19 protein-coding genes are annotated in these 19436 nt (G+C 31.1%); 5 read left to right on the top strand and 14 right to left on the bottom strand.

What is annotated here, in order from left to right:
* Positions 1-50 precede the first annotated feature (50 nt).
* From rplI to rpsF, 3 genes are read right to left on the bottom strand one after another with little or no spacing between them, the layout of a single operon-like run.
* Positions 51-500, bottom strand: coding sequence for a 50S ribosomal protein L9 (gene rplI / locus ABGB03_RS05215; protein ID WP_347925430.1), 450 nt, complete (start codon positions 498-500; stop codon positions 51-53).
* Between the two features lie 13 nt (positions 501-513).
* Positions 514-813, bottom strand: coding sequence for a 30S ribosomal protein S18 (gene rpsR / locus ABGB03_RS05210; RefSeq protein ID WP_347926382.1), 300 nt, complete (start codon positions 811-813; stop codon positions 514-516).
* Positions 813-1151: a 30S ribosomal protein S6 gene (rpsF, locus tag ABGB03_RS05205; protein WP_347925428.1), complete on the bottom strand. Its 339-nt coding sequence runs from the start codon at positions 1149-1151 to the stop codon at positions 813-815. The genes rpsR and rpsF overlap by 1 nt, the downstream gene beginning before the upstream one ends.
* Positions 1152-1350: 199 nt before the next feature.
* On the opposite strand from rpsF, the gene ABGB03_RS05200 reads away from it, so the two are divergent.
* Positions 1351-2046 (top strand): LytTR family DNA-binding domain-containing protein, encoded by a 696-nt coding sequence (locus ABGB03_RS05200; RefSeq protein WP_136842991.1) that lies wholly within the window; start codon positions 1351-1353, stop codon positions 2044-2046.
* A 3-nt stretch (positions 2047-2049) separates the two neighbouring features.
* Here the strand turns inward: ABGB03_RS05200 and priA are convergent, their stop codons facing one another.
* From priA to nadC, 3 genes are read right to left on the bottom strand one after another with little or no spacing between them, the layout of a single operon-like run.
* Positions 2050-4515: a primosomal protein N' gene (gene priA / locus ABGB03_RS05195; protein ID WP_347925426.1), complete on the bottom strand. Its 2466-nt coding sequence runs from the start codon at positions 4513-4515 to the stop codon at positions 2050-2052.
* 1 nt (position 4516) lies between these two features.
* Complete coding sequence (locus ABGB03_RS05190) at positions 4517-5458, bottom strand: YihY/virulence factor BrkB family protein (RefSeq protein ID WP_347925424.1); 942 nt, start codon at positions 5456-5458, stop codon at positions 4517-4519.
* Complete coding sequence (gene nadC / locus ABGB03_RS05185) at positions 5458-6315, bottom strand: carboxylating nicotinate-nucleotide diphosphorylase (RefSeq protein ID WP_347925423.1); 858 nt, start codon at positions 6313-6315, stop codon at positions 5458-5460. The genes ABGB03_RS05190 and nadC overlap by 1 nt, the downstream gene beginning before the upstream one ends.
* A 99-nt stretch (positions 6316-6414) precedes the next feature.
* On the opposite strand from nadC, the gene ABGB03_RS05180 reads away from it, so the two are divergent.
* The 4 genes from ABGB03_RS05180 to ABGB03_RS05165 all read left to right on the top strand — a co-directional run bounded on the left by ABGB03_RS05180 (position 6415) and on the right by ABGB03_RS05165 (position 8707).
* Positions 6415-6855 (top strand): DoxX family protein, encoded by a 441-nt coding sequence (locus ABGB03_RS05180; protein ID WP_347925422.1) that lies wholly within the window; start codon positions 6415-6417, stop codon positions 6853-6855.
* 17 nt (positions 6856-6872) lie between these two features.
* Entirely contained in the window at positions 6873-7733 is an 861-nt protein-coding gene (locus ABGB03_RS05175) for a hypothetical protein (RefSeq protein ID WP_347925420.1), read from the top strand.
* Position 7734: 1 nt separating this feature from the next.
* Entirely contained in the window at positions 7735-8208 is a 474-nt protein-coding gene (gene rlmH / locus ABGB03_RS05170) for a 23S rRNA (pseudouridine(1915)-N(3))-methyltransferase RlmH (RefSeq protein ID WP_347925419.1), read from the top strand.
* 97 nt (positions 8209-8305) lie between these two features.
* A complete protein-coding gene (locus ABGB03_RS05165; RefSeq protein ID WP_347925417.1) occupies positions 8306-8707 on the top strand; it encodes a hypothetical protein in 402 nt (133 codons plus the stop codon).
* A gap of 438 nt (positions 8708-9145) precedes the next feature.
* Here the strand turns inward: ABGB03_RS05165 and ABGB03_RS05160 are convergent, their stop codons facing one another.
* From ABGB03_RS05160 to ABGB03_RS05125, 8 genes are all read right to left on the bottom strand, one after another.
* Entirely contained in the window at positions 9146-10345 is a 1200-nt protein-coding gene (locus ABGB03_RS05160; protein WP_347925416.1) for a hypothetical protein, read from the bottom strand.
* A gap of 87 nt (positions 10346-10432) precedes the next feature.
* The gene (locus ABGB03_RS05155) at positions 10433-11200 is read right to left on the bottom strand and encodes an outer membrane lipoprotein-sorting protein (RefSeq protein ID WP_347925415.1); all 768 of its coding nucleotides are present in this window, start codon (positions 11198-11200) and stop codon (positions 10433-10435) included.
* Positions 11201-11255: 55 nt separating this feature from the next.
* Positions 11256-13601: an MMPL family transporter gene (locus tag ABGB03_RS05150; RefSeq protein ID WP_347925413.1), complete on the bottom strand. Its 2346-nt coding sequence runs from the start codon at positions 13599-13601 to the stop codon at positions 11256-11258.
* 153 nt (positions 13602-13754) lie between these two features.
* Positions 13755-14351 (bottom strand): TetR/AcrR family transcriptional regulator, encoded by a 597-nt coding sequence (locus tag ABGB03_RS05145; protein WP_347925411.1) that lies wholly within the window; start codon positions 14349-14351, stop codon positions 13755-13757.
* Between the two features lie 128 nt (positions 14352-14479).
* Positions 14480-14779: a ribosome-associated translation inhibitor RaiA gene (gene raiA, locus ABGB03_RS05140; protein ID WP_347925409.1), complete on the bottom strand. Its 300-nt coding sequence runs from the start codon at positions 14777-14779 to the stop codon at positions 14480-14482.
* 85 nt (positions 14780-14864) lie between these two features.
* A complete protein-coding gene (locus ABGB03_RS05135) occupies positions 14865-16493 on the bottom strand; it encodes an alanine/glycine:cation symporter family protein (protein WP_347925407.1) in 1629 nt (542 codons plus the stop codon).
* Positions 16494-16612: 119 nt separating this feature from the next.
* Positions 16613-17728, bottom strand: coding sequence for a hypothetical protein (locus ABGB03_RS05130; protein ID WP_347925405.1), 1116 nt, complete (start codon positions 17726-17728; stop codon positions 16613-16615).
* 65 nt (positions 17729-17793) lie between these two features.
* Positions 17794-19434 (bottom strand): AMP-binding protein, encoded by a 1641-nt coding sequence (locus tag ABGB03_RS05125; protein ID WP_347925403.1) that lies wholly within the window; start codon positions 19432-19434, stop codon positions 17794-17796.
* Between the last annotated feature and the right edge of the window lie 2 nt (positions 19435-19436).

The following is a 19436-nucleotide window of genomic DNA, read 5'->3' as shown; positions in this document are numbered from 1 at the left end:
CCGTCTAGAAAGTATATCCAAACGGTTAGTTTTATATTGTGAAAAGCTAATTAAGCTTGTGGTACAATCTCGAAATCTAAATCAACAGATACTTCTCTGTGTAATCTAACAACTGCTGTGTACTTACCTAAACGCTTAATACTACCACCAGGGATAGTAATATATTTCTTATCAATTTCTTGACCTTCTTTCTCTAAAGCTTCAGAAACATTGATGTTATTTACAGATCCAAATAACTTATCACCAGATCCTACTTTAGCAGTAATCTTAATTTCTAATGCTTTTATTGCTTCTGCTACTTTATTAGCATCATCAACAATTTTTTGTTCTTTAAAAGCTCTTTGCTTTAAGTTTTCTGCTAATACTTTTTTAGCAGAGCTTGTAGCTAATATCGCTTGTCCTTGAGGAATTAAAAAATTTCTACCATAACCGTTCTTAACTGTTACAACATCGTCTTTAAATCCTAAATTTTCAACGTCTTGTTTTAATATAAGTTCCATTGTTATCGGTATTTTATTTTAATAAATCGGCTACGTAAGGCATCAATGCTAAATGACGTGCTCTTTTTACTGCAACAGCTACCTTACGTTGGTATTTCAATGAAGTACCTGTAAGACGTCTTGGTAAAATTTTACCTTGTTCGTTTATAAATCTCATTAAAAAATCTGGGTCTTTATAATCAACATACTTGATTCCAGATTTTTGAAACATACAATACTTCTTTTTCTTGCTAGTATCTATGTTAAGAGGAGTTAAATATCTAATTTCTCCTTCTTTTTTTCCTTTAGACTGTTGTTCTATAGATGACATAATTACGCTTTTTCTTTAAGTTTAACTCTTCTTCTCTCTGCCCAAGAAATAGCATGCTTATCTAACGCTACAGTTAAATAACGCATAAAACGCTCATCTCTTCTAAATTCAACCTCTAGTGGGTTAATTACTTCACCATCTACAGTGAATTCAAATAAGTGGTAAAATCCACTCTTTTTGTTTTGGATTGGGTAAGCTAACTTTTTTAGTCCCCAATCTTCCTTTGCTATCATCTTTGCACCTTTAGAAACAAGAAAATCTTCGTATTTCTTTACTGTTTCCTTTATCTGATCTTCAGATAAAACGGGATTCAAGATGAAAACAGTTTCGTAATGATTCATATTAAATTATTTATTTATGTTTAAAATGGCTGCAAAAATAGGTATTTATTATTGTTTAGACAACAATATTTACAGCTATTTTTTCACTCTTAATAAAATGTTAAAATTTTGTTAAACAAAACAGTTTATCGGCGTTTTTTGGTTTTTAACCGAATTTTTTGTACTATTGTCGATATCTTAACCTAAAACAAGAAATGTTATGACTTTAAACTGTGTTGTTGTAGATGACTCCGCAATCCAACGCTTATCTATTGTCAAGCTTATAGAGAACCACCCTTCTCTTAACTTGATAGCAGAATATAGTAGCGCTCTGGAGACGAAAAACGGACTCAATACTCACAAAGTAGACTTAATCTTTCTGGATATCGAAATGCCTGTTTTAAATGGCTTTGAATTACTTGACGTATTAAATAATAAACCCCAAATTATTTTCGTCACTGGTAAAACAGAGTATGCATTTAAAGCATTTAATTACGATGCTACAGATTATCTACAAAAACCAATTACAAGAGAACGCTTTAATACTGCAGTAGACAAAGCTTTAGAACAGCATAAATTAACGCTGGATTTTAAAGAGACTGACGGTGAGCATATCTTTGTGAAAAGTAATTTAAAAAAGAGAAAAGTTTATATTAAGGATATAAAATGGATTGAAGCACTTGGTGACTATGTAAAATTAGTAACCGAAGAGAATAGTTTAGTGGTATTATCTACCATGAAAGCTTTCGAAGCAGAATTACCAGAAGGTAAATTCTTAAGAATTCATAAATCTTATATCGTTAATCTAGATAAAATTGATCGCTTTAACAGTAAAAATGTTGAAGTTGGCGCTTACGAAATTCCTTTAAGTAGAAATAAGAAGACGCAATTAGTAGATGCTTTAAATAATATTTAAACCCTAGTAATTATCGACATTTAGAATTACTTTAATCGGACGAAAATCTTTGATACTCAAGAAGCTGTTCTTAATTTTAAGAATAGCTTCTTTTGTTTTTGCTAAAGATTGATTTTGAGGAATTTTAATAAGTATATTTTTATGATACTGATTTCTAATTCTAGAAATTGGCGGAAACTCAGGTCCTAACACATGTTGCTTAAACACATTTCTAAATGATTTTGCCATCCACTCTGCACCATCATTTACTTTGTTATAATCTCGATGCCTTAAGGTGACTTTAATGAGTCTATAAATTGGTGGATACTTATAATTATAACGCTCATCCATTTGTTCATAAAACATCCCTAAATAATCATTAGTAGATACTTGCTGCAAAATTTTATGGTAAGGATTATATGTTTGAATAAGCACCTTGCCCCTTACATCTGTTCTACCTGCTCTTCCAGAAACTTGTAACATCAATTGAAAACTACGCTCATGAGCCCTAAAATCAGGGAAATTTAATAGACTATCTGCATTCATAATCCCAACCAGTTTCACATTTCTAAAATCTAAGCCTTTAGTGACCATTTGCGTACCTACTAATACATCTACTTCATGTTGCTCAAACGCTGTAATAATTCGTTCGTAACTATATTTTCCTCTAGTGGTATCCAAATCCATTCTAGCAACTTTAGCTTTAGGAAATAACACTTTAACCTCAGCTTCAATTTGCTCGGTTCCAAAACCTTTATTATCTAGCTCACTGCTGCCACAAGCTATACAATTTTTAGGCATTGCAATAGCATAACCACAATAATGACATCGCAACTGATTTTTATATTGATGATACGTCAAACTTACATCGCAATTTGAGCATTGTGGTGAATGTCCACATGTATTGCACTCAATAATTGGAGAAAAACCTCTTCTATTTTGAAATAATATTATTTGATTGTCATTATCTAAAGCTTCTGTCATTTCTTCGATTAATCTATCACTAAAATGACCTTGCATACGCTTACGCTTCTGTTTGTCTTTAATATCCACAAGCTCTATTTCTGGCATTAACACATCATTGTAACGTGTATTTAACTCTGCAAATCCATACTTCTTCTCCTTTACTGCATTAAAGTAACTCTCAATACTAGGTGTTGCAGAGCCCAAGAGTGTTTTTGCTTTAAATAAATTAGCAAGCACAATAGCAGTATCGCGTGCGTGATAACGAGGTGCTGGATCGAATTGCTTATACGATTGCTCATGCTCTTCGTCTACAATAATTAACCCTAAATTATTGAAGGGTAAAAATACAGATGATCGCGCCCCAAGAATTACTTTAGCCTTATCGGAATTATTTAACACATGATGCCAAACCTCAACACGCTCGTTTAAAGAATACCGTGAATGATATACCGAAATTTGATTGCCAAAATATGTGCTCAATCTGGTTACTAATTGAGAGGTTAACGCAATTTCTGGCACTAAATACAATACTTGTTTTTCTAGTTTTAAAACATCTTCAATAAGCTTTACATAAATTTCTGTTTTACCAGATGATGTAACACCGTGTAATAATGTAACATTTTGATTTTTAAATGATTTAGATATTTCATTTAAAGTGATTTCTTGGTCATTATTTAGAGACTTAGATTCTAAAATTTCATCTTTTTCAAAAGAAACTCTATCAGTTTTTAAGTAATACCCTTCTAAAATTTCTTTATCAATTAATGCTTTTATTTGTGCAGAAGATGCTTCACTTTTTTTGATTAAATCTGATACTTTTATTGCCTTTTTTGAAATGGAATTCAATGTGAATAACGACATTATTATTTGTCGTTGTTTTGGAGCTCTACTTAATGTTTCTAATAATTCTTGTAATGCGTTTTCGCTTTTGTATGTTTCATTTAGCTTGACATATCGTATTAATTTGGGTTTATATTTTTCATACAATTCTTCTTCAACTGTAATAACGTTTTTTTCAATAAGTCGTTTTATTACAGGAAGTACATTTTTTTTATCAAGAATATTACTAATATCTTGAATCTTTAAGCTAGACTGATGTTGCAGCGCTTCATACACTAAAAATTCATCGTCTCTTAGCTCTAAATCGTTAATTTCTTCATCTTTATTTAAAATAATGGTAGTCTCACTTTCTAGTAAAAAAGTACTTGGTAATGCTGCTCTAAGAATGTCTCCTAAAGTACACATATAGTAACTAGACATCCATTGCCAAAGCTTTATTTGAAATTCATTAACCAAAGGTATTTCATCCAGAATTTGGTGAATTTCTTTGGCTTCATAAGCCTCAGGAGTATTTTGATGAATGTTTAAAACTAATGCAGTATATATTTTACTCTTCCCAAAAGGCACAGCAACACGCATACCAGTTTTTAGAAATTTAGATTCTGCTAGCGTTATAGCATAGGTAAATTGCTTTTCTAGTGGAATTGGTAGTATAACGTCTATAAAATGAGTTGAGTTAAACATACTATACCTTACGCTTTAATTGCTGTAAGGATGCATTAAGTTCATATCCTAAGAGCAAAATATTTGAGTTTAACCATAAGTAGAATAACAAAATTAATAAAGCACCAATAGAACCATAAAGCTCATTGTATTTAGAAAAATTTTCAATATACACACCAAAAAGATAAGATGTTAGTAAAATTAATAATGTAGTAAACAAAGCTCCAATCGAAAAGAACTTAGAGTGCCTACCTTCTTTAGTCCCAAAATAGTATAAAGTAGCAGTAGCTATATAAATCATTAAGATAAAAAAAGCATATTTAACAAACTGCACCCAAAATAGTCCTGAATTAGAACTATCTATCTCTTTTCCACTAATACTTTCATATAGCGGTGTAACTATAGAAATTTGGAAATAACCAAATACCCCAACAGTAACAATTAGCAAAACTGCTAGAATTATTGCAACTCCTAAAGCATATAAATATTGCTTAAAAACGTTTCTTGTTAATTGTTGGTGATATGAATGTTCAAAACCAGAAAACACAGCGTTTACACCATTTGCCATTAAAAGCAAGGATAACAAAAATACTGTAGACAGTAAACCTCCTTGTTTATTTACACTTATATTATTAAAAATATTATCATTAAAAAACTCTGATGTTTGTGGCGGTAAAAAAGAGTTTAGAAATTCTAAAAATTCTTTTTGGAAATTCTCAAATGGGATGATTGGTATAAGAATTATGATAAATAACAAAAAAGGAAAAATAGCTGTAAAAAAACTAAAAGCAATTGCACTAGCACGTGTCGTTAAAGCTCCTTGGACAATGCCTATGGTATACATTTCAAGAAGATCATAAATAGAAAGCCCTTCGAATCCTGGTAGTTTAATATTCTTTAAAAGTCTAACTACCCAGTTTATTACAGGAATTTTATCTAATCGTTCTTCAATGTGCTTAGTCATTACACAGCTTTTAAGCTTAAATCCATATTGTAAACCGAATGTGTTAACGCGCCACTTGAAATATAATCTACACCACACTCAGCATATTTACGTACTGTTTTTTCGTTGATACCTCCTGAAGATTCTGTTAAGCATTTACCTCCGATAAGTGCTACAGCTTTTCTGGTATTTTCATAATTAAAATTATCTATCAATATGCGATAAACACCATCACTTTCTAATATTTCTTTAATTTCCTCAAGGCTTCTGGCTTCTACAATAATTTTTAAATCTCTATTAGTGTCATTAAGGTATGTTTTGGTTTTATTAATCGCTTTGGTAATTCCTCCTGCAAAATCTATGTGATTATCCTTTAGCATAATCATATCGTACAATGCGAACCTATGGTTTTCTCCTCCTCCAATTTTTACAGCCCATTTTTCTAAAGCTCTAATTCCTGGGGTCGTTTTTCTAGTGTCCAATATTTTAGTTCCAGTACCTTCTAATAAATCAACAAACTGTTTGGTTTTAGTGGCAATGGCACTCATACGTTGCATGGCATTTAAGACTAATCGTTCTGCTTTTAAAATTGATTGGGAAGCACCTTCAACATAAAATACAATATCACCAAACTTCACTTTACTTCCATCTTCAATTAATGTGTCAACGGTCATATCCTTATCAACATAAGTAAATACTTGTTTTGCAAATTCTACACCTGCAATTATCCCTTCGTCTTTTACAAGTAATTTTGCTTTTCCTCTTGCAGTTTTGGGAATGCAAGACAATGAGCTATGGTCTCCATCACCAACATCTTCTCTAATGGCATTGCTTATAATTAAATCTATTTCTTTTTGAAATTGGGCTTGCGATATCATTTTCTAAAACTTTAATGCTAAAATAGCAATTGATTTTTATAATTAACTCTCAAAAAGTAACAACAATTAATATTATTCGTCTTAAAATAAACGATTACAATGACTAGTATTGAAAAACTTCATAATCGTATATATAAAAAACGCCTTTTTACACTTTTTACCTGGGGAACGAGAATACTATTATTTCTAGCATTTTTACCTTCTGGTTTAAAAAAGGTATTGGGGGAACGGTTTACAATTTTAGGAATAGATACACCTGTTGGCTTCTTTTTTGAAGGCTTATATCGTACTGGTTTTTACTGGAACTTCTTAGGGTTTATGCAATTGCTAGTTGGTGTTCTGTTATTAATACCTAGAACAACCTTTTTGGGAGCCATACTCTATTTACCCATAATCATAAACATTTTTATAATTGTTGTATCTATGAATTTTAAGGGCACTCCAATAATTGCTGGATTAATGTTATTAGCAAATATCTATCTTTTATTTTGGGATTATAAAAAGGTAAAACAAATAGTTTCTGTTATATTTGGAAGGTAAAACCTTTGTCTTAAAACATGAATTTTACAGTTAAATCCCTTTTAATACTATTACTTCTTATACCTTTCTTTTCAACCGCACAAGTTGAAGAAATTTATGTTGATGAAGACATGAATAGAATGACTAAAGAGCAGTTTTTAAATAATTGCGGTAAGAGTATTTATCGCTGTACAAGCTCTGTTTCTGATTCTTTAGCAGTAAACATACTACATTCAAGGTTTAAATTTGGAAGAATCTCACCAGAAGTTCATGAAAAATTATTGTCAGAATTATACAAAAACAATGAAACACAAACTGACCAAACCATTGTTTTAAGATTTGTAGATAGACATTTAAGCTATGAAAGCTATGTCAAACATGAACTTAATAAGATGAATTCGGGAGGATATGACTATTATATTTTTCAAAATGGAGAAAAAAAACATTTTAAGGGGAAGTCAAGTGTTTTACCTGAATCATGGCATAAAAAAAACCTTAAAAGATATTTATATCGTGAAAAAAAATGCATAAAAAAAGTTAGTAAAAAATCAAACTCAAAAGTTTTTCATTTAGCAAAATACAGTTTTGATAGTTTACATGAAGACTACAAAGGTTTAACCTTAATAAAAAGAAATAATTACTTAGAAGACATTCGCTCTAGCCTACCTGATAGTACTAGATTTGTAATTATTCTACCTAAAGGAGAATATTTTTCCTCTGAATTTTTTGTGCATCCGAAAAGTATCATACCTTTTCTCAATAATAGTGATTGGTCTGAATATAAAAGAGATTTAAAATACTCCAATAGTATAAAATATAAAAAAGGCTATGGTTTTTTTAAAAGCTTACCATACAGGTATAGAAATTACTATTTAGATTATAATTTAACTTGTTTCTAATATGACTATAAAACTTCTAGCCATAGGTAAAACTGACCATAAACAATTACAGCAACTCATAGAAGAGTATACTAAGCGTTTGGGCTTCTATATTAAGTTTCATCTTGAAATTATTCCAGATATTAAAAATTCTAAACATCTAAGTGAAGCCGAACAAAAACAGAAAGAAGGCTACTTAATTTTAACCAAAGTAAACACGTCTGATGTTTTAATATTATTAGATGAAAATGGAAAACAATTAGATTCTATTGGGTTTTCTAACTACTTACAAAAACACATGAATTCTGGGATTAAGCAATTAATATTTGTAATTGGTGGTCCTTATGGTTTTTCTAAAGAGGTATATCAAAAAGCTCAAGGAAAATTATCATTATCTAAAATGACCTTTTCGCATCAAATGGTCCGTTTGTTTTTTATAGAACAACTGTATAGAGGTTTCACTATTTTGAAGAATGAACCTTACCATCATAGATAATCTATTCATATCTTTCTAATAATCAGTTATTTATTTTTGTATATTTAGAGTAACTAACATGAACTTCTTTAAAAGGAGTTTTATAAAACTAACTAATATGAAAAATAATGTATTAGCCGTTCTCGGCGGAACTGTTGCCCTTTTTGGTCTTGGCTATTTAATTTATGTTGTTCTTGGCTATCATGCTTTGAATGGATCTAGAGTTGAATCCATAGCTGCTGAAGAATTAAATTTACCAATGATTATTTTAATGGAAGTATTGTATGCTACACTAATTACAATGATTTTTAGTAAGTGGGCACAAATTAAAACCTTTAGTACTGGTGCAAAGACTGGTCTAATAATTGGATTATTTCTAGGTGCTTTACCTACCTTAGAATTGTTTGCAACTACTACTGATTTAACTGACCTCACTGGAGTAATTACTGGTGCAGTAACCTTTGGTGTGCGATTTGCCGTAGCTGGTGGTATTATAGGATGGCTACTTGGCAGAGAATAGTTAATAATAATTTAAAGAAAGTAAAGGAGCTATATAATGAATAGCTCCTTTTATATTTAATCTTCGGATTCTAATTCCAAACGTTCCTTCTTTGAAAGGTTATTTATAACAAGATTATAAGATATATCCAACCATTTATATAACACTTCATTCGAAATAGAACCATCCATTACAACCTTACTCCAGTGTTTCTTACTAAAACTTGAAGTGCAGGGTATTGAGCCCGTAACTGATCGATAGTAACCGAATCACACTTAATGCTAAAATTTGCAAATGTATCTATGTCTGTAGCCGTAACATTTTACTTTTTACTTTAAATACGAGTACATTAGGGAATTTTGAAAATGGGATAGATTCGGTAACTCCCATTTTAGATAAACAATACAAACGATATTCCTCGATATTCATTTTTTAAAGGTAAGTAAATATAACTTTTGTCTAAAAATATTTAATTATAGTAAATCTTAAAAAGCCATCATTCTTAAAGTTTGATAATTGAAGTTCACTAGAATCTATATTATTAAAAACCCTTGCTTCCAATTCTGCTTTCAAACTACTACCAAAGCGTCGGGAGGCCTCAACGCTAAAAATTTTACTACTAGATTCCAAATCTGCAATTCCGCCAACTAAAATCGAGGTATCTTGAATATCGTTGAACGCAATTCTACTTCCAAAAAAAATGTCGTTTTGTAAAGCAGTTAACGCTAATTCATCTCGTTCATCATATAAGTATTCTCCCAATATTCCTATATCCAAACCATTGCCATCTATATTACTAAATGTATATTCTAAACCAGCAGCCAAAGCAAAAAAATCTTGTGTTTTAGAAGAACGATATATTGATTCTAGTTTCCATAAAAAAGCCCCATTAGTAATTTGCATATCTAAACCTGTTTGATTAATTACTGGATAGAATGCGTTTATATTTCCAAATGAATCGAACATAAATAATGGCTCTCTACCGTTTCCATAAAAGTGTGTAAGTCCAACATCAAAAGCGCCAAAAAAGTGAGACCATCTAAAAGCAACGTCCTGATTCCATTCTTTAGCACTACTCTCATAACTCACTTGATCTTTATCTATAACAATTGGAAACCTAAAGCGGCCTTTATTACCTGGAAATAGTCGTTCTCTATGATAAAGCAAATAAAATAAATCGAACGTACCAATGGTGGTGTTTAACGAATACTGAATCATAGGTTGTCCCAGCTTTTGTTCACCATCAAAACTTTCTACAGCATCAGTTTGATTGATAATATCAACTAAATGATTACTTTCTGTAACTCCCCAATATATTTTTTTAAGCCCAATACTTAACTCCCAATTATTTTTAACCTTTTGATAATACAACTCTCTAATATCCCAATGTGTCCGCTCACTATCAACATCAAGTCTGTAAAATCCTTCAATAGTTATATTTTCATAACCTTTATTCCATTCTAGAGTATACTTAGGACGAATGGCTAATGATGGGAAATGATTTTTTTGTTTATCAAATGATGCATCATCATAAAACAGTCGATACTCACCTTCAATTTCTAGTTCAAAATCATCAACTACTTGTTTCTCTTTTGTTTCTTGAGCTATAATCGAAAATGAACAAAAAACTATAATAATAAATTGTAATATACTTTTCATAACAAATAATTTAAGTGAAAAGGAACCGGAAATCAATTTAATAAGCTTCCGATTCCTTACACAACTACTTAACTAACTAATAAAATATTAATTACTTCTTCGAAGTGCATTTTGAGTAAAATCTTCGTCAGAAAGATTTGCATCAAAATTATAATCGCTAAATTCCAAAAGTGTTTCTTTATTACTTTGGTGGTTAACCATCTTAAATGTTGCAGCTCTCCAAAACTTATTTTTATATAGTTTATATCCCGAATAGGTAAGTGTTTTTAATAAAGCATTCTTCCTATCATAAAACTCTACTTTCTCTATTCGGTACCCTTTGGCCTTGTTATAATTTACAACACGTCTTGTATAGCCAGATTTTGGGTCTACAGGGTCTTGCTCTACTACCAAAATATCTCCTTTTTCTTCAAGAAATTTATAGGTGTATTTTTCTACTTCTTGTGATGACAAATCTTCATAGGCAAACTCACTACCAACAAAAGGACCAGATTTATTGTTAGACGAAATTCGCTTCACTCTTTTAATAGAAGGCAAAAATAACCATTGGTCATCTGCTCCTATTTTGTGAGTAAAAGTTAAAGTAGAGGTGCCTTTTACATCTTTAGGGCTATTAAAAACAATTAACGACTTATCTCCATCTTCATTAAGCTCAAGGGTACTAGTTGTTAACAAACGCTCACTTGTTTGTCCATTTTTATTTCTCAAAGTCATTTTTAACTCAACAGTGGAGCTATTGAATCCAAAATCAGCCTTTTCGGCTGCCTGAGCTATTTGCATTCCTTTTTCTTCAGCAGACTGTGCATATGCTCCTATTGCACTTAATAATACTATGGCTAAAACTGTTTTTTTCATTTTTATATATTTAATTATTGTTTGTTCTTAAAAAAGTTTCTTGTGTTATTCCTATTTATTTAGTTACTATATCTTCTTTTTTGCTTGTAAGAATTAATAATGATGGTAGTAAAATGAAGTCTATTACCAATGCAGCTATAATAATTATAACTGTAATTCTTGCCATATAACTATTTAAAGCAAATGATGATGTAGACAATACTGCAAATCCAGCTATGAGCACAATGGTTGTAGTTACTAAAGCTTTTCCAACGGTTTCAAAAGCATAGACAACTGCTTGTTTAGAATCATACCCTAATTCTCTTTTGGCTCTTAAGAACTTGCTCATAAAATGTACGGTATCATCAACAATAATTCCTAGTGTCATCCCAAAAACAATCACCATTCCTGTATTAATTTGTCCCTTATATAGTGCCCATATTCCAAAGCCTACCAATACTGGAGTTACATTAGGAATAATACTTAATAAGCCTAACTTGAAATTTCTAAGTGCAAACATTAATACTAATGAAATTAAAATTAATGCGATTATATTCCCCTTCAACATGCTATCAGCTTGTCTAAACCCAAGTTTTGAAAACATTAATGTTGGGCTTACTCCAATGGTATGCATAGGTTTTGGAGTATTATCCTGTAACCATTGTTCGCCTCTCTTAGAAAAAGCGATCATTTCTGCACTAGAAATATTTTTAGTAGTTACAGTAACACGTGTCTCGGATTTATCAACATTGATTTGATTGTTTAAATCTAAGCCAAAAGGTAATGAGAGCTCATAAAGCAATAGATATTGTGCTGCTTCATCTCTATTCTCTGGAACACGATAGAAACGTTCATCGTCTCCATGCATAGACCTGTTAACACGTCTTGCTACTTCACTAAAGGCGTTTACATGTATTACTTCAGGTTGCTTATTGAGCCAATCTTCAAAAGCATTTAAGTTTTTTAGGTATTCTGGACTATTAATTCCTCCACTTTCCCCACTACCAACAGAATATTCTACATTATAGATACCTGTTAAGTTTTTACTTATATAATCTGTACTATTTCTAAACTCAACAGTTTTATCGAAATAATTAATAAATTCATCATTAAATGTGTTTTTTGTAGCTAAATAGGTTAGCCCAGAAATCACTACAATTGAAATAACCGCTAAACGTACTGGCTGTTTTATTACAAAATTTCCCAGCTGGGTATATATACCTGCTTTCTTCTTAACAACTTCTTTGGTAACTTTAGATTTCAATGGTAAAATTGCCATTAATGCTGGTAAAGAAGTAGTAGAAAACAAGAATGCCATAGCCATTCCAAAGGCGGTAATATTCCCTAAATCCCAAAATGGAGGAACATCTCCAAAATTCATGGTTAAAAATCCAATAACTGTTGTTAAACTAGTAATAAATACAGGCATAAAATTTAGTCGCATAGACTCCTTTAAAGCATCTATCTTGTTTAAACCATCTTTTCGCATTTTTTGCAGCATAGTTATTAAGATATGTATACTATCAGCTACTGCTAAAGTCATTATCATAGTTGGGAATACTGATGATGGAGGTGTAAGTTTAATACCTGTTAACCCAACAAAACCAACAGCACTTATTATTGAGAATAAAACGACAACTAGTGTTGCAAGGGTACTATAAATGTTTCTGGTTAAAACAAACGTAGTAATAATGACAATTATTAACATAATCATAGTCAGTCCCAAATCTTTCATAGAGGCTTCAAAAAAAGCAGTGTTCATAGGTATTAACCCTGATGAGTGTATCTCAAAATTTGGGTGCTTATCTTTAAAATTAGAAATCATATTCCTAACAAAAGGTGTTACTTCTCCTGGTATTTCATTAATATCAATACCAGGTAACCTTACGGTAATATTAATAGCTGTTACACTTCCGGTTTTATTGAGAATTCTATTCACCAATAAAGGTTCCTTCAAAGCAATTTCTTTTATTTTCTGTATTTCAGAGTCTGTTTTTGAAGAAGACTCATAGGATAAATCGTCAACATAAAGATCATCCCCATTAGCACTAGTGTGCTGGAAATTTGTTACTGCATCAACACGAGAAGAATAGGGTGTATTCCAAGCTTCTGCTGTTAACTCTTCTATTGCTGTTAAATTTTCTCTTGTGAAAATATTTCCATTAGAAGGAGATAATACCAAGATAACATTATCATCTTTTGTATACTTTTCCTGAAGTGCATCAAAAGCTTCTAACTCTGGATTTGATTTACTGAAAAACACATGATAATCGCCATCAAACTCCATGTTTCCTTTTGAACCCAATCCTATTGCTAACAGTAGTGTAGCGATTAATACTGGCCATTTATATTTAATTACAAAATCAGTCCATTTTTTCGTAAAAGTATTTGTTATATTACCTGCTTTTTTTAGTGCATTCATAGTTTATTAAATTTGATTAGTTGACCAGTCACTTATATATGACTAATTTGTTTTAGTGGTTTATATTATATTGACGTATACTTAACATAAAAGATGACAAAAAATCAAACTAATTTAATAATCGACCAGTCGTCTATTGTTTAATCAAAAAAATTATTGTAATAGAACCTCTTTAACAATAATCATGAAATTATCGATTGGTTCCGAACTTTTCATTTCTTTCATACTAATCATAGAGCCCTTACCTGCATCTTCTATAAAAGCTGCAATAACCTCAGCCTTCATAGGATTATTTATCTCACCCAAATCTTTTGCCTCTTGTATAACATTTGTAATTAAGGACAGTAATATTTCTTCTTTTACAAAGATTGCTATTCTTATCCTTTCACTGTGTTCTGACATTTCGTTACCCAAATTACTTGCTAAGCAACCCATTTTACAACACATTTCATTTTTTAATATATTGTATCTAAACTCATGAAAATCATGAAGTCGTTGTTTAGGGGAAATCGATTTATCTTCCAGTATCTCTTTAGCTAAAGCAAAATGACCATTAAAATATTTATCTATTGCTTTGACTGCAAAGTCTTCCTTTGAATCAAAATAAAAATAAAAAGATCCTTTCGGAACATCAGCAGCTTTTACAATATCGTTTACACTTGTACCATTGTAACCTTTACTCCATAGTATTTCCATTCCTTTTTCTAAAAGGAAATCTGCTTTGGCATCATGTTTTACGGTTTTCAGCATAAATTATATTAAAGAAGCAAAGATATGACCACTCGTCTAGTAATGCAAATTTTTTAAGAAAAATTTATAGTCAACATATATCCGCAGTCTATAAAAACTATAAAAGGGAGCCAATTGGCTCCCTTTTATTAATGTGTTTTAAAAACTTCTTTACGTTTTTTAAGCTGCTTTTCTAAATCTTTTATAGTGTGTTTTACAGCATCTTCATAATTATCCTCATTAGAAGCTGCGAAAATTCTTGGTCCAGGTAAACTTAGTTCTATCTTACAAATTTTTCCTTTGGTTTTATCATTATGCTCCACTGCAAAATGCACTTCAGCACCTATAATCCAATCATATTTTTTTCCTAGTTTATTTAATTTTTCTGTCACATATTCGTTCATAGCTTCACTTGTTGCCATATGTACATATTGAATATTAATTGTCATAGTGTTTTGTATTAAGTTTAACAATGATATAAAAGTACTAGACATATTTTAATACTTAGATGATTTTTATCATATGATTAACAATTTATTTAGCATTTTTTAATTTAAGCCCCTTAATAGCTTTTAAATAACGATGCATTTCTTCTCTAACTTTTGGAAATAAAAATAATAGCCCAATCATATTTGGAAACACAAGAGCAAGAATCATAGCATCCGAGAATTTAATAACAGCGTCTAAGGTTATTGCAGCACCTAAAATTGTGAACATTAGAAAAATAATTTTATAAGATAAATCAATAAGCTTTCCTCTACCAAATAAGTACTTCCATGACTGCAAACCATAATACGACCATGACAAAATAGTTGAAAAAGCAAACAAAGTAACAGCAACCACAAGTACATAAGATGATCCAGGTATAGCATTATCAAATGCCAACGACGTTAAATTAACACCTCCAAGTCTAGAGCCATCAGCCATTAAAGCTTGTCCGTTTATAACATCTCCATAAACAAAAGCTCCATCCATATTAAACATGACGATAATAATTGCAGTCATTGTACAAATAACAACAGTATCAATAAAGGGTTCTAACAAGCCAACAAGACCCTCTGAAGCAGCATACTTAGTATTTACTGCAGAGTGTGCAATTGCAGCCGAACCTGCTCCTGCTTCATTTGAAAATGCAGCACGACGAAATCCTTGAATCATTACTCCAATAAAACCTCCAGTTATTGTCGCTTTTGGTGTAAAGGCCTCGGTTATTATTAAACTAATAGCATCATCTACAAAACTAAAGTTTGAAAAAATGATAAATAATGCAGAAGCAACATATAGCACAGCCATTAATGGAACTACTTTCTCAGTAACTTTTGCAATTCGCTTAATACCTCCAATAATAACCACACCAACTATAATGGCAAAAATAAAACCTATAATACTTCCAGAAGCTGAACCCTCAATTCCAAATCTAGCAATAATTTGAGCTGCAGCTTGATTGGTTTGAAATGCATTACCTCCACCAAACGATGCTCCTACACATAAAACTGCAAAAGTTATAGCAAGTAGCTTACCCAGTTTTGCAAATCCTTTTTCTTTTAATCCTCTAGACAAATAATACATCGGTCCACCATAGACATTTCCTTCTTCATCAATATCTCTATATTTAACACCTAAAGTACATTCAACAAATTTTGATGACATCCCAAGTAAACCAGCAATAATCATCCAAAATGTAGCTCCTGGACCACCTATAGAAATAGCAACTGCTACCATAGCAATATTACCTAACCCTACCGTTCCAGAAACTGCAGTTGCTAACGCTTGAAAGTGATTAACTTCCCCATGGTGGCTTTCGTCTTTTATAGTATCAATAATATCTCCTTCAACCTCATAAACGTTTGCTTTTGTTTCAGTATTTAAAGATTCTAAGTCATCATACTTACCACGAACAACCTGAATAGCTGTTGGAAAATGTTTGATATTAACAAATCCAAAATAAATGGTGAAAAATAAAGCTCCTATGAGTAGTAAGATTAAAACAATGGGGATGCCAAACCCAAATATATTAACCGTAGAGAGTATAAAGCCTTCCCACCATGTTGCAAATGGCATAAAAGCGTTATTAATCTGTTCGTCGAATCCTATTGATTGCGCTTGATTGATGAATGGAAATAATAAAAATGTTAGAACAAGTAGTTGATGTCTCGAAGCCATAATTTTTTTATGAATTAGAGCGCAAAGTGTAAAAATGATTTTTTAGAGAATCAAATTATCAGAAAAAAAAGATAAATGTCAGTAAATAAGTTACTGACAAAATTAGGTTAGATACTAAGCTATATAGAAATATTCTCCTTTGGAATTTTTAAACGAATTTTTCGATCTCTTTTTTCAGACATTTCAAAAAGTGTCATTTTTAAAGGATTAAGGTGATGATCAATCGTCCAACTATCCTTTCCAAAAACACCATCAAGCAATGCTATAAGCAATCGCTTTACTTCATTATAATCGTTAATATCGAAAACTCTATTACTATGACTAAAGTTTTTAGGTTTAATTTCTAGCCAGTCGTCATTATTCGATATTTTCCGTTTCGCAAATTTTGATAAAAGCTCAAACAATGCTGGAGTTAATTTAACCTTACGTTTTTCAGTACCAGGAAATCCTTTCAAAAAAACGACATGTTCAATTTTTCCTGATGATAATTTATTGCTCAGAAATTTTATGTGAAAATTATTTGAATCTGGAATTACATTTTCTGCTAACTCTTTTACCCAACTCAATGCTAAAGCAAAGAAAATCATGATTAATGAAGTCTTAAAAATAGCTGAGAATAATGTCAAGTTAATGTCGTTTCCAGATAGCTTATATGCCTGTGCAACTAAAACTATTAGAATACATACCATAGATAAAAAAGCAAGTGCTTTTAATCGTCGTTTCAAAAAGGATTCCCATAATACATATCCTAAAAAACCAAGCGTAAAAATTGAGTAATAAACATCTAGTTCATTAATCATAGTAATAATCTTACCAGATAACATACGACTTAGTGTTGGTAAAATTGAAAACAAAAATGGAACTCCTACAATGTAAATCCAATACTTAGATTTTATAATATGCCCAATAGATTCAGGCAAATACCTAAACCAAGGCAACGCTAAAAGAATAAATAAACTATTTAGTAAAGACCATACACTACGCCAACCATCTACAACTATTTCTGATGTTGTATTTGTTTTAATAAAATAAATTTCAAATGCTCCTGAGAAACTCCAACACAATACAGAAAGAGCCAACCAAACTTGTCCAAAATCGTTTTGCTTTTTACCAATATGCCACCAAATTGCAATTAAAGCTATAAATGCAAAGAGGCATACAGAAAATTGCCACCATCCGTAAAAAGATAATATCTCGTTATTAATATCTTGAAAATTTAAAAACTTGAGTAGCATGAAAATTTAGCTTTTTACCTTTAATATAACCGAAAAATAGAGTTTTCTAAATGTCAAATTCATTTTTATTCAAAAATTACAGTATCACTCTCCTTAAACCAACTTGTATAGAACTCTTGATGTATTTTCTCAATGCTATTTCGCTTTACCTTCATAGTAGGTGTAGTTAAACCATTATCAACATTCCAATCTTCTTTCATAATAACTATTTTTTCAACCCTTTCATGCTTTTCTAGTGTTGGATTCATTGCATTTATACTATCTATTAAACTAACTGATAATGTTTCTCTATCCTTTACTTTTCCTAAATCACTCAATGTTACTAAAGCTATTGGCTGTGGAATTCCTGTACCTACCAAACAAATTTGTTCAATATCAGTATTTTTAGATAATGTTAGCTCAATATGTGAAGGCGAAATATATTTTCCTTTATCTGTCTTAAATTGATCTTTAACACGTCCTGTGATGGTTAAAAAACCATCGTGATCAAACTCACCAATGTCACCAGTTTTTAAATACCTTTCATCATCGAAAACAAATGTGGTTATTTCAGGTTCTTTATAATAGCCTTTCATTAAACAATCGTTCTTAACACAAATCTCACCTTCAGCAGATAATTTTGCCTTTACATTATAAAGCGTTTTACCAACCGTTCCAATTTTATCATCATGAATCGTATTAAAATGCGATACGCAACAATCCTCAGTCATACCATAACCTTGGAAAATTGTGATATCCAATTTTCTATACCATTTCACTAAACTCGGAGCTATAGGCGCAGCAGCTGAACAAATAAATACCGCCTCCTTAAGGCCTAGCTTTTGTTTTAGCTTATTTTTAATAATACCATTAAGTATTGGAATTTTTAATAACAAACTGAGTTTTTTCTGTGGGATAGATTCCAATATCTTTTCCCTAAATTTTGTCCAAATTCTTGGAACTGCGAAGAAAATTTGCGGTTGTGTCTTTTCTAAATCAGAAGCAAATGTTTCTAATGATTCTGCAAAAGCTATAGTGCCTCCAAGATTTACACCTGCATTAATCAATACGCGTTCTGCAACATGCGCTAAAGGCAAATACGAGAATAATCTAATATTATTAGGCAGCTTAAATATCTCGGTAAGTGTATGCGCGCTTACCATTAAATTACTAGAAGTATGCATAACCCCTTTTGGAATGCCAGTAGTTCCCGAAGTATAAATAATAGTATGCAAATCATAGGGCTCTTGTTTATGGATAGATTCTAATGGCTTATGTGTTTTAATTAAATCTTCCCAAAGGTCTCCATTAGATTGACCATATAATTCAATACTTATTTTTGGAATATCTGGAATGCCAACTTTTTGTGATTCATAATCATCAAGTTTTCCAATAATGATGGCTTTAGATTCACTATGCTCCAATATTTCATTAATAGATGATGCATTTAATGTTGGATAAATAGGGATTGAAACAAAACCTGCCATCATAATAGCAATATCTGCCATGACCCAATGCGCACAATTTTTAGATAATAGAGCTACATGACTTCTTTCTGGCAAATTATACGATTTTAAGGCTGAGGCAATTTTCCGTATTTCAATACCAGCATCAGCATAATTGTAAGTTCTATATTCTCCATTTATTGGCTGCTTTAAAAAAAGAACCTTAGGAGCATGCTGTTCCCAGTACAAAAAAGCTTCTAATGGTGTTTTAAATTTTGACATAT

Origin of the sequence: Pontimicrobium sp. SW4 (assembly GCF_039954625.1) — a bacterium.
Taxonomy (GTDB): Bacteria; Bacteroidota; Bacteroidia; order Flavobacteriales; family Flavobacteriaceae; genus Pontimicrobium.
This window is presented reverse-complemented; position numbering and strand designations above follow the sequence as displayed.